Raw genomic sequence first — 12709 nt, forward strand, 5'->3', positions numbered from 1 at the left:
CCGGCCCGTCGGCCTTTCCCTCGCACGCACAGGCGGCTAAACACCCCGCAGACACGAGGGGATGCAGCCGATGCCGATGGAAAAGACCTTCAACGCCGCCGAGGCCGAACCGAGGATCTATGCCGCCTGGGAACGCGCCGGCGCCTTCGCCGCCGGGGCCAATGCGTCGCGGGACGAAACCTTCTGCATCATGATCCCTCCGCCGAACGTCACCGGCTCGCTGCACATGGGCCATGCGTTCAACAACACCCTGCAGGACATCCTCGTGCGCTGGCACCGGATGCGCGGCTTCGACACGTTGTGGCAGCCGGGGCAGGACCATGCCGGGATCGCCACCCAGATGGTGGTCGAACGCGAGCTTGCCCGCAGCCAGCAGCCCGGGCGGCGCGAGCTGGGCCGCGAGGCCTTTCTCGGCAAGGTCTGGGAATGGAAGGCCCAGTCCGGCGGCCGCATCGTCGAGCAGCTGAAGCGGCTCGGCGCCTCGTGCGACTGGTCGCGCAACGCCTTCACCATGTCGGGCGCCCCCGGCGCGCCGGAAGGCGAGGACGGCAATTTCCATGACGCGGTGATCAAGGTCTTCGTCGACCTGCATGCCAAGGGCCTGATCTATCGCGGCAAGCGGCTGGTGAACTGGGACCCGCATTTCGAGACGGCGATCTCCGACCTCGAGGTCGAGAATCTCGAGGTCGCGGGCCATATGTGGCACTTCAAGTATCCGCTGGCGGGGGGCGAAACGTACCTCTACCGCGAGAAGGATGCCGACGGGAACGTGACCTTCGAGGAGAGGCGCGACTACATCTCCATCGCCACGACGCGGCCCGAGACGATGCTGGGCGACGGCGCGGTGGCGGTGCATCCCTCGGACGAACGCTATGCGCCGATCGTCGGCAAGCTGTGCGAGATCCCGGTGGGACCGAAAGAGCATCGCCGGCTGATCCCGATTATCACCGACGACTATCCCGACCCCGCCTTCGGGTCGGGCGCGGTGAAGATCACCGGCGCACATGACTTCAACGACTATCAGGTGGCCCGGCGTGCCGGCATCCCGATGTACCGGCTGATGGACACCAAGGCGCAGATGCGCGATGACGGCCTGCCCTATGCCGAGGCCGCCGCCCGCGCGCAGGAAATCGCCACCGGCAGCGCCTTCACCGAGGCCGAGGTCGATACGCTGAACCTCGTCCCCGACGAATTGCGCGGGCTCGACCGGATGGAGGCGCGCAAGCGCGTGGTGGCGCAGATCACCGGCGAGGGACTGGCGGTGACGCATCAGGTTGTGCGCACCGACAAGGAGACCGGCGAGACGACGGCCGAGACGCTGCCGCTGGTCGAGGCGAAGCCGATCATGCAGCCCTTCGGCGACCGCTCGAAGGTGGTGATCGAGCCGATGCTGACCGACCAGTGGTTCGTCGATACGGCGAAGATCGTCCAGCCCGCCATCGACGCGGTGCGCGACGGGCGCACCACGATCCTGCCCGAGCGCGACGCCAAGGTCTATTTCCACTGGCTGGAGAATATCGAACCTTGGTGCATCAGCCGCCAGCTGTGGTGGGGCCACCAGATCCCGGTCTGGTACGGGCTCGATCTGGGCGCCGAGGGCTTCCGCGACGACGAGGGCGACGGCGATCTGGACGAGGTCGAACTGGGCCGGCTGCTGAACGAGGGCGGCATGCTGCACCGGGGCGACGTGCATCACTGCGCCGCCGAATTCGCCGCCGTGGTCGCGGCCTTCCGGGACAGCCTTGCCGACCTGCCGGTGCCGCTGTCCGGCGCGCGGATCGTCGAGGTCGCCGACAAGCAGGCCGCGATCGAGACGCTGGCCGCGAGCCTTGCGCAATACAACATCAGCCAGGACCCGACCGGACTGGTCTATCCGGTCTGGCGCGATCCCGATGTGCTCGACACCTGGTTCTCGTCGGGGCTCTGGCCCATCGGCACGCTGGGCTGGCCCGAACCCACGCCCGAACTGGCCCGCTATTTCCCGACCGATGTGCTGGTGACGGGCTTCGACATCATCTTCTTCTGGGTCGCCCGGATGATGATGATGCAGCTGGCCGTGACCGGCGAGGTGCCCTTCCACACCGTCTATGTCCATGCCCTCGTCCGCGACGAGAAGGGCAAGAAGATGTCGAAATCGCTCGGCAACGTGCTCGACCCGCTGGACCTGATCGACCAGTACGGGGCTGATGCCGTGCGCTTTACCCTGACCGCGATGGCGGCGATGGGGCGCGACCTGAAACTGTCGGAACAGCGGATCGCGGGCTATCGCAACTTCGGCACCAAGCTGTGGAACGCCACCCGCTTTGCCGAGATGAACGGAGTCTTCGACGGCGGCCGCGCGGTGACGCGGCCCGCGCCGGCGCACACTGTCAACCGCTGGATCATCGGGGAAACCGCCCGCACCCGCGTCGCGGTGGACGAGGCGCTGGCGCAGTACCGGTTCAACGACGCGGCCAATGCGCTTTACGCCTTCGTCTGGGGCAAGGTCTGCGACTGGTATGTGGAATTCGCCAAGCCGCTGTTCGACGGGCCGGAGGCGGAAGAGACGCGGGCGACGATGGCCTGGGTGCTGGACCAGTGCCTGATCCTCTGCCACCCGGTCATGCCCTTCCTGACCGAGGAGTTGTGGGCGGTGACCGCCCCCGCGGCGGGCCGGGCGAAGCCCCTGGTCCATACCGACTGGCCCGACTACGGGCCGGACCTGATCGACGCCGCCGCCGACCGCGAGATGACCTGGGTCATCGGGCTGATCGACGAAATCCGCTCGGCCCGGGCGCAGATGGGCGTGCCGGTGGGGCTCAAACTGCCGATGGTGCTGGTCGAGGCCGATGCCGCCGCCCGCGACGCCTGGTCGGCCAACGCGCCGATGATCCAGCGCCTTGCCCGGATCAACAGCCTGACCGAGGCCCCGGCCCCGAAAGGCTCGATCACCATCGCCGCCGAGGGCGCGACCTATGCGCTGCCGCTGGAAGGCGTGATCGACGTCGCGGCGGAAAAAACACGGCTGACGAAGGCGCTGGAGAAGCTGGAAAAGGACATGGGCGGGCTGCGCGGCCGGCTGAACAACCCGAAATTCGTCGACAGCGCGCCGGACGAGGTGGTCGAGGAAAGCCGCGAGAAGCTGGCCCTGGGCGAGGAAGAGGCGGGCCGCATCCGCGTGGCACTGTCTCGGCTGGCTGACCTGGGCTGACCGCGAGCGGCGAGACTGACGCAGGCGAGGCCGGGGCCGCCGGCCCCCGCCACCGGTCGGTGGCCGAACCCGGAGGCTGGGCCGCCGCCCTCGCCCGCGGATCGGGCACGGCTAGTAGATGTACCGGATCTGGTCCGTCCAGTGCCGTTCCACCCGCCGCAGCGCGCCGTTCAGCAGATCGAGCGTGTCGAGCGGGACCGAGCCGCGGGCCTGCAGCGCCTCGGCATGGCGGGCGAAGAGATCGGCCACCACCACGCGCACCGCATGGCCGCGGTCGGTCAGCCGCACCCGCACCGACCGCCGGTCGATCGACGAGCGTTCATGGTGCATGTGCCCCGTTTCGACCAGCTTCTTCAGGTTATAGCTGACATTCGAGCCCTGATAGTAGCCGCGGCTTTTCAGCTCGCCCGCCGTGACCTCGTTCGCGCCGATGTTGAACAGCATCAGCGCCTGCACCGGCGTCAGTTCCGCCTGCCCCAGCCGCTCGAATTCGTCCTTGATGAGGTCGAGCAGCAGCCGGTGCAGCCGTTCGACCAGCGCGAGGCTGTCGAGATAGGTCAGCAGATAGCCGCGCCGCGTGCCATCCTCCAGCGCCTTGTGCAGGGTCATGTCGCCTCGTCCTCGTCCGTTGCCGGGCAGAGTGCGGGCGAAGATCGAAGATCGGGTTAATCGCGGGCGGCGGAGGGCGACAGGCGCGACCGGGCGAAGGCGCCGATCTCGGCCAGCAGCGGCGCGATCCAGGCCGGCGGTTCGGCCGCGCCGGTGATCCAGGGGTAGAGGTCCTGGTCGTTTTCCTCCAGCAGCCGGTCGTAGAGGTCGAGCGTCGGCCCGTCCATCCCCGCAAGGCGCGCATCGGCCCAGGGGCCGAGGATCAGGTCCATCTCCTTGGTGCCGCGCCGCCAGCTGCGCATCCGCATCCGTTTCAGCCGCGCGTCGGGGGACTCTGCCGCGGGGGCAGTGGGTGTTGCGGTCATTCCGAGGTCTCCGATGCCAGGACGCGCAGTCGCTTCTCCAGACGGCCCAGACGTTCGGCCATCGTCATCATCTCGGTCCGCAGCGCGCGCACCTCGGCCAGCAGGGGCGCCGCCTGCCCGCGCGGCGCCTCGCTGTCGGGCGGGCCGTCCAGCCCCTCGCCCTCGCCGGTCAGCAGCCAGCGGATCGACACGCCGAGGATCCCCGCCAGGGACTTCAGCTTGTTGGCGCGGGGGTCGGCCAGGTCATCCTCCCACGAGGCGACGCTGGACAGCTTCACCCCCAGCCGCGAGGCGAGTTCGCGGCGGGTCAGGCCCGCCGCCTCGCGGGCGCCGGTGACGCGGTCGCCGAAGGTGGCGGCCTCGGCGCTGAACCAGCCTGCGGGCGTGGCGGCCGGAGGGTCGTCGCTCATCGGTCTTCCTTTGGTTCTTGATCGCCTTCGCCGCCAAGCCTAAGACATGACCCCGGCAGATACAAACCGGAGTTCCCCTCATGGCCTTCCTCTCGGACACGCTCGCGCGCGTCAAACCCTCGCCGACCATCGCGGTCACGCAGAAGGCGGCCGAGCTGAAGGCGGCGGGGCGCGACGTCATCGGCCTCGGGGCCGGCGAACCGGATTTCGACACGCCCGCTAACATCAAGGAGGCGGCGAAGCGCGCCATCGACGAGGGCCGCACGAAATACACCGCCGTGGACGGCATCCCCGAGCTGAAGAAGGCGATCTGCGCCAAGTTCGCCCGCGAGAACGGGCTGACCTATGCGCCGTCGCAGGTCTCCGTCGGCTCCGGCGGCAAGCAGATCCTCTACAACGCGCTGATGGCCACGCTGAACCCCGGCGACGAGGTGATCGTCGCCGCGCCCTACTGGGTCAGCTATCCCGACATGGTCTACCTCGCCGGCGGCACGCCCGTCTTCGTCGAGGGGCAGATGCAGACCGGCTACAAGATCACCGGCGAGCAGCTGGAAGCGGCGATCACGCCCAAGACCAAATGGTTCATCTTCAACTCGCCGTCCAACCCTTCGGGCGCGGGCTACAACCGGGCCGAGCTGAAGGAACTGACCGACGTGCTGAAGCGCCATCCCCATGTCTGGGTGATGACCGACGACATGTACGAACACCTGACCTATGGCGATTTCGAGTTCTGCACCCCCGCGCAGGTCGAACCCGACCTCTATGACCGCACGCTGACCTGCAACGGCGTGTCCAAGGCCTATGCGATGACCGGCTGGCGGATCGGCTATGCGGCCGGCCCCGAAAGCCTGATCAAGGCGATGGGCAAGATCCAGTCGCAATCGACCTCCAACCCCTGCTCGATCAGCCAGTGGGCCGCGGTCGAGGCGCTGAACGGGCCGCAGGACTATATCGCGGAAAGCCGTGTCGCTTTCGAGCGCCGGCGCGACCTTGTGGTGCGGATGCTGAACGAGGCCGAGGGCATCCGATGCCCGACCCCGGAAGGTGCCTTCTACGTCTATCCCTCGATCGCGGGCTGCATCGGCAAGACCTCGGCCGGGGGCACGAAGATCACCGATGACGAGGTCTTCGCCACCGCCCTGCTGGAAGAGGCGGATGTGGCGGTGGTCTTCGGGTCGGCCTTCGGCCTGTCGCCGAACTTCCGCATCAGCTATGCGACCTCGGACGACCTGCTGACCGAGGCCTGCCGCCGCATCCAGGCCTTCTGCGCCGGGCTGCAGTGACCGTGCCGGGCGATCTGCCCGACTACTACTTCCGCATCCGCGAGAACGGGGCGGCGGTTTTCCGTGTCGACACGGAAAACCGCCAGCGCCGCATCGAGATGGAGCAGATCGCCCTCGTCAACGTCAAGAACGGCGAGATCCGCCCGCATGGCGACCGCACGCTGACCGAAGCGGATATGGGGGAAATCCGCACTTGGCTGGCGGCGCGTCAGGCGCTGTTGGCGCGGCGGGACATGGACGACATCCACCGCGCCATCGACCACATGAACCTGACGGCGCAATGGGCGCAGTCCCGCGCCACCGACGCGCAGCTGGAAGAGATCACCGATCCGCTGCTGCTGGCGATGCACGACCTGCGCAGCGTCCTGGTCCGCAAGAAGGCCGACCGCCTGATGCGCGACCAGCCGCCAGCCGCGGAGGACTGAGGGGTCCCCGGCCCCGGCCATCCGTGGCTCCCGCGCCTAGGATGCAGCCGGACCGGGCGGCCGGACGGCAATGCCCTCCATGAACACACTGACGAGATGGGCGATGCGGGCGGGCGCCCCTTCGCCCTGCTCGACCGTCAGCGAGATGGCCGTGGCGACGCAGACGAGATCGTCGAAGCCGAGATCGGCGCGAACCCGGCCCGCGTCCCGCGCGGTCTGCAACAGCCGCTGCCCGACCGCGGTGGTGGCAATGCACCCCGCTGTCCCCGTCTTCAGCACGATACCGAGCGAGGTCGCGAAGCCGCGATAGACGACCGTGTGGCGCACAAGCTCCTCAAGATAGGTTCGCAGCACCGACAGCGGATCGGCCTCTTCGGCGCGTAGGCGCATGCCTTCGGCGAAGGCCGCAAAGCGGTCGCTATAGGCTGCCGCCAGCAGATCCTCGCGGGTGGGGAAGCGCCGGTAGAGCGTTCCTATCCCGACGCCGGCATGGCGCGCGACCTCGTTCATCGAAACGGCCGCACCCCGTTCCAGGAAGATGTCCTCGGCCGCAGCGAGGATCTTGTCTCGGTTGTGCCGGGCATCGGCGCGCAGCGGCGGGTCATCGGTCAAGGGCGGATCTCTTGGCTGCTTGATAAGTGGAGCGTTACTCCATATAGGTAAGTGGAGCAACTCTCCACTTACAGGACGCAGAACATGGCGCAGAGATTCGAATACAGGGTCGTGGTTGTGACCGGCGGCACCGACGGCATCGGCCTGACCACGGCGAAATCCTTCGGTGCGGAAGGTGCGCAGGTCTACATCACCGGCCGCAGCCAGGAGCGGCTCGAAACTGCCGTCGACGAGATCGGGCACGGCGTGATCGGCGTGCAGGGCGATGTGTCGAAGGCCGCCGACCTCGACCGCCTCTATGACCGGATCCGGCGCGATCACGGCCGCGTCGACGTGGTCTTCGCCAATGCCGGGATTTCCGAGCAGGCCGCCGTTGGCGACATCGACGAGGCCCATGTCGATCGCCTCTTCGACATCAACGTCAAGGGCACGGTCTTCACCGTGCAGAAGGCGCTGCCGCTGATGTCCGCAGGTGGTGCCATCGTGCTGACCGGCTCTGGCGCAGGCCTGAAAGGCTTTCCCGCCCTGTCCATCTACAGTGCCACCAAGGCGGCGATCCGCGCCCTCGCCCGCGGCTGGACGACCGACCTGAAGGACCGCGGAATTCGGGTGAACGTCGTATCTCCGGGCATGGTGCTGACCCCGGCGATGGCGACCTATTTCCGCAACAACGACGGTGCCGAGGCCTGGATGCAGCAGGCCATTCCCTTCGGCCGGCTCGCCCGGACCGAGGAAGTGGCCAGGGCGGTGCTGTTCCTTGCCTCGGACGAGAGCAGCTTCGTCGGCGGTGAAGAGCTGCTGGTCGACGGCGGTTTCGTCGCCGTCTGAGGCGCCCGCAGCCTCGATGGCATGAACGGCCGCATCCGCGAAGGAAGCCGGGCAGCGCGGAGGTGGTCTCCTGCCCTGCCCGGCAGATGTCCGTGGTCGGGGACGCGGTCGGCGATTGCCTTGACGGCTACAGATCCTGTCCTTGGGACGTGCTGTCCAGGATCATGGTCTTGGTTTCGAGATAGGGATAGATCCCCTCGCGCCCGCCCTCGCGGCCGATGCCGGACTGCTTGTAGCCCCCGAAGGATATGCCCAGATCGGTGTGGTGGTCGTTGTGACCGGCCGTACCGCTTCGGAAGCGGCGGAGAACATGCTTCGCCTTGTCCAGATCGTTGGTGAAGACGCTGCCGTTCAGGCCATAGATGGTGTCGTTGGCGATGTTCACGGCATCGTCCATGTCCTCGGCGGCGATGACCGACAGCACCGGTCCGAACACCTCCTCCCGTCCCAGGGTGGAGGCGTTGTCGACGTTTCCGAACACGGTGGGCTCCATGAACCAGCCGCGGTTGATATGGGCCGGCCGGCCGCCCCCCGTCGCAAGCTGCGCACCCTCCTGCTTTCCGCGTTCCACGAGCCCGAGAGCCCGGTCACGCTGCCTTTCCGAGATCAGCGGGCCCATCTGCGTCGACGGGTCGAGGGGATCGCCGACCCTGACTTTCGAGAAGGTGGAGGCCAGCGCCTCGACCATGTCGTCATGACGCGACCGGCTGACGATGATCCGGGTCAGGGACGAGCAGACCTGACCGGAAAGGAAGCACTCTTCGCGGCTGATGATCTCGGCGGCACGGCCGACGTCGAAATCATCCAGCACGACCGCGGCGCTCTTGCCCCCGAGTTCGAGGGTGTAGCGGCCGATGCGCTCGCCGAGGACGCTCGCAATGCGCCGTCCGGTGACCGTCGAGCCGGTGAACGCGATCTTGTCGATCCGCGGGTCGCGCACCAGCCGTTCGGACACGTCCCGATCCGCCGTCACCATGTTCAGCACCCCGGGCGGCAATCCGGCCTCTTCGGCGACTTCAGCCATGAGGTTGATCGCACCCGGACCTTCCGGGGCGGCCTTCAACACCATCGTGCAGCCTGCCGCCAGCGCGGGCGCCAGCTTCAGTGCCGTCAACAGCGCCGGCGCGTTCCAGGGCACGATCGCCCCGACCACGCCCACCGGTTCCCGCAGGATCCAGGCGTCCGTGCCCTTGCCCTGGGTGATCTCGGCTTCCTCCTCGAAGGGGAAGGTTTCGGCCAGATCGGCATAGCGTTCGTAGATTGCCGGAACCAGACCGCTCATCCCGCCCTGTGCGATCGGCAGGATAACACCCGATTCCCGAACCCAGATCTCGGCCATCAGGTCCTGCCGCGCGCGGATGGCCCTGGCGATGGCCCGCAGATAGCCCGCTCGTTCCTGCGGCGACATGCGGGGCCAGACCCCGCTGTCGAAGGCCGCCCGCGCAGACCGGATCGCATCGTCCATGTCCGCTTCACCGGCGAGAGGCAGGGCGAGAAACGGTTCTTCGGTGGTGCTGTCCAGCACCTCTACCTTGCCCTTGCCCTTGGGCGCGACCCAACTGCCGTCGATGAAGAACTCGTTTCCGTGCTGCAGATGAATCTCGGATCGTTTGACAGGATTCATGTGATCCATGCCTGGCTCCTTCGCGTTCTTGTTCGTGAACTGACTGTCCCGCCTGCCGTTGTCCGCCGCGCCCAAGGACCGGGGGCGGCGCCGATGCGGGGCGGGTGCCCTGACCGGATCAGGATGACGACCGGATCAGCTGGCCTGCCCGCTCGCCGATGAACACGGCGGGCGGCATCGTGGGGACCATGGTGATCTCGGGCATGATCGAGGTGTCCGCGATACGCAGGCCCTCTATCCCCTTCACCTTGAGGTCCGGGGTGACCACGGAGTCCGGACCGTTGCCCATCTGGCAGGTGCCGGACATGTGGAAGTAGCAGGAGGCGGAGTCCCTGATATAGGACTCGAGCTCGGCCCCGGTGATCGGACCCGGCATCACCTCGCGCTTGACGAAATCCCGCATCTCCGGCGAGGCGCCGAGTTCGCGCGCGAGCTCTATTCCATGCCTCATCGCGCGCATGTCTTCATCGGCCGTCAGGATGTTGCTGACGATGCGCACCTCGGTTTCCGGATTGTCATCGACGATCTCGACCGTTCCCCGGCTTCTGGGATTTGCCAGTCCGGACAGAATCGACCATCCGGTTTCAGGAATATCGTAGTCCTGCGCCGTCCGTTCCGACGGGAAGGGGATCTGAAGCTGGACCGCATTGATATCGGGACGGTCGCCCCCGCCGACATTCGTGAAATAGATGGACTGAGAGAACAGCAGCGCTGCGGGCGGCGTATGTTCCCTGAATTCCCAGATGCAGGTCGCCTGCGTGTGATCCTGAAGGTTCTTGCCGATCCCCGGCAGATCGAGGATCGTCCGGACCCCCGCCTTCCGGAGCACCTTTTCATCGCCGATGCCCGAATGCATCAGCACCTTCGGGGTGTGGATGGCGCCCATGGACAGAATGATCTCGCCCCGCGCCCCGACCCTTCGGGTTTCCCCGTTCCAGACAAAGGACACTCCCGTCGCCCGGTCTCCGGTCACCTCCACCCGGGACACCGTCGCGCCGGTTATGACGGTAATGTTGCCCTGGTCGAGGATGGGGTAGAGATAGTCCGCGGGGACGTTGACCCGCTGACGATCCCTCACCTTGATATCGGGATGGCCGATGAACGACGCGGACTCCATCGCCGCGCCGTTGATATCGTCGAACGCGGCAAGCCCCGCCGCCGGCCCGGCCGCCCGCAGCGCCCTGGCGACGGGCTGGATGTCATTATCCTTCTGCATCGTGAGGATGCCACCGGTGCCGCGATACCCGGGGTCTGCCGGTCCGTCGAAATTCTCGATGCGCCTGAAGGTCGACAGGGCGTTTTCGTAGTTCCATCCCGTATCGCCGGTGATGTCGGCCCAGCGGTCGAAATCCAGCTTGTGCCCGCGGACATAGGCCATCCCATTGATGCTGCTGCCGCCGCCGATGGCGCGACCCATCGGAAGGGCAACATTTCGGCCATTCGTGCCCGGCTGCGCGACGGAATGGAAGTTCCAGGCCCTCTCGGTGCCGACATTGGTGAACCAGACGGAGGGATTGAGGATCGAGGGATGATTGTCGCTGCCGCCGGCTTCGATCAGCAACACCGTCGCATCGCCGTCCTCCGCAAGGCGGCGCGCCACCACACTGCCCGCCGACCCGGACCCGCAGACGATATAGTCGTATTCCGCCTCGAGTTGCCGGCTGTCGTAAAACGCGCTGGCCTGCACGACATCGACAGCCTGGGCCCAGGCCCGCGACATCGGCGCGCTCAGGCCCGCGGCAATGCCTGCCTGGATGAGTGCCCTTCTGGACATCGTCCCCGATCTAAAGAGACGTGCGTACCTGTCCAATTGCATGGACCTGCGGCGATCATTCACCACCCTGCTCTTCCTCCCGTTCCGTCCAGGCTGCGGCCGCGTCCTCCCGTGACCGGCATGCCTGCTCCGTCAGCGACGGTGGGAGATTTCGATTTTGCCCGCTACTCTTGCCCGGTCATATCGGATTTGCCTTCCGCTCTTCTTCGTGGAACCAGGCCGCCGGCACATGGCCGACGGTCCTGCGAAAGGCAGATGGGTCCACTGTCGCAGGCACCATGCGGGTCCCGTCTTGGGAGAAGAGCTGCCGCTAGCGTCCGGGCCACATCTTCAGGAAGGTCGAGACGACCTTGTCCAGGTCCTGCTCGCTGACGCCACTGCTTGCCGCGACGAGCAGTCCGTCGGTCGCCGACTTCAGCAGCATGGCCAGACCGTGCGGGTCGTAGGTGGCGGGAAAATCGCCGTCGCGGGCGGCCTGTTCGAAACGCTCCAGCAGCTTGGCCCGCCAGAACCTCCCCCTTTCGGTCACGAACTCATGAATCCGCTCGTCGCCGGGCGCGTAGCTGACCGAATGGACGATGCCCATGCTGCCCTTCGGTGTCGCGGTGTCGGTCTGCAGGTCGAGCGTGCCCCGGAGGAGGTGCTCGGCCACGCGTCGGGCGGTCGGTTGATCGAGCGCATCGAGCATGTAGGCGGTCTTCTCGCGCTCGTAGAGGTCCATGACATGTCGGAACAGATGTTCCTTGTCACCGAAGGAGGCGTAGAGCGTTGCCCGGCTGATGCCCATCGCGTCGATCAGCGTGGCGATGCTGGCGCCGGCATAGCCATGCACCCAGAAGACCCGCATCGCCGCTGCAAGCGCCGCGTCCCGGTCGAACTGCCGGGGCCGCCCCGGCGTCTTCTGTCCCGCCTGCTCGGCAGAGGATGTGTCCGAATTCATGCGTTTCCCGTTGCCTTCCCGGCATTGACATTTTGGAACGATCATTCTACCTATTATGGAACGATCGGTATAGCAACTTGGCTTCGCCTTGTGCTGCCCGACCGTTCACCCGAACCCAAGGAGACATCAGTGCCCTATTCTGAGCAAGAGCAAGCCAATCTGGACCTCGTGAACCGCGCCCTGACGGCCGCTTCCGACGATTTCACGAAGTTCTTCGAAGCCATCTTCGCCGAGGATGCGGAGTGGACCATCGCCGGTCATGGCCCCGTCGCACGCACCTACAACGGTATGGAGGACCTCTTTACCAATGCCGAGGCGGCGCTGTTCGCGCGCTTCGCAAAGCCGCTGGCGATCACCCCGCGCGGGGTCTGGGCGGATGGCGACAAGGTGTTCGCCCGGATCGACAGCGCCACCACCGCAAAGGACGGCAAGCCCTATGCGAACGGGTACATGTACATCATGTCGATCAAGGACGGAAAGGTCGTCTCCGGCATCGAGTGGCTGGACCTCAACGCCTATTACGAGATCCTCGATCGGGTAAAGGTCTGACCGGTCAATCCGGTGCGGGCCGCGCCGGCCGGTTCCGCCGGGCCGTTTTGCGCCCGGCTGTGCAGGGAGCAAGCGCTCCCTGCATCGCCCGGCCCCAAGC

12 protein-coding genes are annotated in these 12709 nt (G+C 66.7%); 5 read left to right on the forward strand and 7 right to left on the reverse strand.

Translation table 11 applies throughout. The features are described 5' to 3' along the window. Positions 1–70: 70 nt before the first annotated feature. Positions 71–3190: a valine--tRNA ligase gene (locus EEY80_RS13285; RefSeq protein ID WP_126977099.1), complete on the forward strand. Its 3120-nt coding sequence runs from the start codon at positions 71–73 to the stop codon at positions 3188–3190. Positions 3191–3301: 111 nt separating this feature from the next. On the opposite strand, the gene EEY80_RS13290 is transcribed toward EEY80_RS13285, so the two are convergent. From EEY80_RS13290 to EEY80_RS13300, 3 genes are read right to left on the reverse strand one after another with little or no spacing between them, the layout of a single operon-like run. Further along, complete coding sequence (locus tag EEY80_RS13290) at positions 3302–3799, reverse strand: MarR family winged helix-turn-helix transcriptional regulator (protein ID WP_126977101.1); 498 nt, start codon at positions 3797–3799, stop codon at positions 3302–3304. Between the two features lie 56 nt (positions 3800–3855). After that, the gene (locus EEY80_RS13295; protein ID WP_126977103.1) at positions 3856–4164 is read right to left on the reverse strand and encodes an FAD assembly factor SdhE; all 309 of its coding nucleotides are present in this window, start codon (positions 4162–4164) and stop codon (positions 3856–3858) included. Next, positions 4161–4574 (reverse strand): helix-turn-helix domain-containing protein, encoded by a 414-nt coding sequence (locus tag EEY80_RS13300; RefSeq protein WP_126977105.1) that lies wholly within the window; start codon positions 4572–4574, stop codon positions 4161–4163. Before EEY80_RS13300 ends, EEY80_RS13295 begins: the two co-directional genes overlap by 4 nt. An 80-nt stretch (positions 4575–4654) precedes the next feature. Between EEY80_RS13300 and EEY80_RS13305 the strand changes: the two genes are divergently transcribed. Together EEY80_RS13305 and EEY80_RS13310 are read left to right on the forward strand one after the other, a co-directional pair. Further along, positions 4655–5857 (forward strand): pyridoxal phosphate-dependent aminotransferase, encoded by a 1203-nt coding sequence (locus EEY80_RS13305; protein WP_126977107.1) that lies wholly within the window; start codon positions 4655–4657, stop codon positions 5855–5857. A 2-nt stretch (positions 5858–5859) separates the two neighbouring features. Beyond that, positions 5860–6282 carry a hypothetical protein gene (locus tag EEY80_RS13310; protein ID WP_126977188.1) on the forward strand — a complete coding sequence of 141 codons (423 nt, stop codon included), beginning with the start codon at positions 5860–5862 and terminating at the stop codon, positions 6280–6282. Positions 6283–6318: 36 nt separating this feature from the next. On the opposite strand, the gene EEY80_RS13315 is transcribed toward EEY80_RS13310, so the two are convergent. Then, complete coding sequence (locus EEY80_RS13315) at positions 6319–6894, reverse strand: TetR/AcrR family transcriptional regulator (protein WP_126977109.1); 576 nt, start codon at positions 6892–6894, stop codon at positions 6319–6321. Between the two features lie 84 nt (positions 6895–6978). On the opposite strand from EEY80_RS13315, the gene EEY80_RS13320 reads away from it, so the two are divergent. Beyond that, a complete protein-coding gene (locus EEY80_RS13320) occupies positions 6979–7722 on the forward strand; it encodes an SDR family NAD(P)-dependent oxidoreductase (protein ID WP_126977111.1) in 744 nt (247 codons plus the stop codon). Between the two features lie 127 nt (positions 7723–7849). On the opposite strand, the gene EEY80_RS13325 is transcribed toward EEY80_RS13320, so the two are convergent. The 3 genes from EEY80_RS13325 to EEY80_RS13335 all read right to left on the reverse strand — a co-directional run bounded on the left by EEY80_RS13325 (position 7850) and on the right by EEY80_RS13335 (position 12060). Next, on the reverse strand, positions 7850–9421 hold the full coding sequence (locus EEY80_RS13325) for an aldehyde dehydrogenase (protein WP_235829841.1): 1572 nt from the start codon (positions 9419–9421) through the stop codon (positions 7850–7852). Positions 9422–9464: 43 nt separating this feature from the next. Further along, a complete protein-coding gene (locus tag EEY80_RS13330; protein ID WP_164738251.1) occupies positions 9465–11120 on the reverse strand; it encodes a GMC family oxidoreductase in 1656 nt (551 codons plus the stop codon). Positions 11121–11430: 310 nt separating this feature from the next. Continuing rightward, positions 11431–12060, reverse strand: coding sequence for a TetR/AcrR family transcriptional regulator (locus tag EEY80_RS13335; RefSeq protein WP_126977115.1), 630 nt, complete (start codon positions 12058–12060; stop codon positions 11431–11433). Positions 12061–12189: 129 nt separating this feature from the next. Here EEY80_RS13335 and EEY80_RS20120 point away from each other — a divergent pair, with 129 nt between their 5' ends. Further along, positions 12190–12609, forward strand: a complete 420-nt coding sequence (locus EEY80_RS20120; protein ID WP_164738252.1) for a nuclear transport factor 2 family protein — start codon at positions 12190–12192, stop codon at positions 12607–12609. Positions 12610–12709 lie beyond the last annotated feature (100 nt).

The sequence above is a fragment of the Frigidibacter oleivorans genome, from assembly GCF_003993775.1.
Lineage (GTDB): Bacteria > Pseudomonadota > Alphaproteobacteria > Rhodobacterales > Rhodobacteraceae > Frigidibacter > Frigidibacter oleivorans.

What these genes read in the sequence shown, in the direction of transcription:
- EEY80_RS13285 (WP_126977099.1), top strand. Translation starts at nt 71, where the DNA reads ATGCCGATGGAAAAGACCTTCAACGCCGCCGAGGCCGAACCGAGGATC.
- EEY80_RS13290 (WP_126977101.1), bottom strand. Translation starts at nt 3,799, where the DNA reads ATGACCCTGCACAAGGCGCTGGAGGATGGCACGCGGCGCGGCTATCTG.
- EEY80_RS13295 (WP_126977103.1), bottom strand. Translation starts at nt 4,164, where the DNA reads ATGACCGCAACACCCACTGCCCCCGCGGCAGAGTCCCCCGACGCGCGG.
- EEY80_RS13300 (WP_126977105.1), bottom strand. Translation starts at nt 4,574, where the DNA reads ATGAGCGACGACCCTCCGGCCGCCACGCCCGCAGGCTGGTTCAGCGCC.
- EEY80_RS13305 (WP_126977107.1), top strand. Translation starts at nt 4,655, where the DNA reads ATGGCCTTCCTCTCGGACACGCTCGCGCGCGTCAAACCCTCGCCGACC.
- EEY80_RS13320 (WP_126977111.1), top strand. Translation starts at nt 6,979, where the DNA reads ATGGCGCAGAGATTCGAATACAGGGTCGTGGTTGTGACCGGCGGCACC.
- EEY80_RS13330 (WP_164738251.1), bottom strand. Translation starts at nt 11,120, where the DNA reads ATGTCCAGAAGGGCACTCATCCAGGCAGGCATTGCCGCGGGCCTGAGC.
- EEY80_RS13335 (WP_126977115.1), bottom strand. Translation starts at nt 12,060, where the DNA reads ATGAATTCGGACACATCCTCTGCCGAGCAGGCGGGACAGAAGACGCCG.